The sequence below is a fragment of the Frankia sp. CcMO1 genome (genome assembly GCF_977945845.1).
Genome location: NZ_CDWTMG010000028.1, coordinates 1 through 775, shown reverse-complemented (window position 1 = coordinate 775; position 775 = coordinate 1). Strand labels below are relative to the sequence as shown.

At 66.7% G+C, this 775-nt stretch carries 1 pseudogene; it reads left to right on the top strand.

Annotated features, from left to right (window positions below):
- Window positions 1–775, top strand: a pseudogene (locus tag AC08OU_RS06090) (DNA-directed RNA polymerase subunit beta'); the annotation flags it as partial.

The following is a 775-nucleotide window of genomic DNA, read 5'->3' as shown; positions in this document are numbered from 1 at the left end:
TCCCACCCGGGACTGGGAGTGCTATTGCGGTAAGTACAAGCGGGTCCGCTTCAAGGGCATCATCTGCGAGCGCTGCGGCGTCGAGGTCACCCGCGCCAAGGTGCGCCGCGAACGCATGGGGCATATCGAGCTCGCCGCCCCAGTCACCCACATCTGGTATTTCAAGGGTGTTCCGAGCCGGCTCGGCTACCTGCTGGACTTGGCGCCGAAGGACCTCGAGAAGGTCATCTACTTCGCCGCCTACATGATCACCAAGGTCGACACGGAGGCGCGTCACCGCGACCTGCCCACCCTCGAGGCCCGCATCGGCGTCGAGAAACAGCAGCTCGAGGACAAGAAGAACGCCGACGTGGAAGTCCGGCAGAAGCGGCTCGAGGCCGACCTCGCGCAGCTCGAGGCCGAGGGCGCCAAGGGTGACGCGCGACGCAAGGTCCGCGAGTCGGCCGAGCGCGAGATGCGCCAGATCCGGGACCGGGTGCAGCGTAAGATCGACGATCTCGACCGGGTCTTCGACCGCTTCAAGAACATGAAGGTCCAGGACCTGGAGCCGGACGAGCTGCTTTATCGCGAGCTGCGCGACCGCTTCGGTGCGTACTTCGACGGCGGCATGGGCGCCGAGGCGCTGCAGCGGCGGCTCGCTGACTTCGACCTGGGCGCCGAGGCCGAGTCGCTGCGCGAGACCATCCGCAGCGGCAAGGGTCAGAAGAAGGCCCGCGCGCTCAAGCGGCTCAAGGTTGTCTCGGCGTTCCTGAACACCCGCAACTCCCCGATGGGG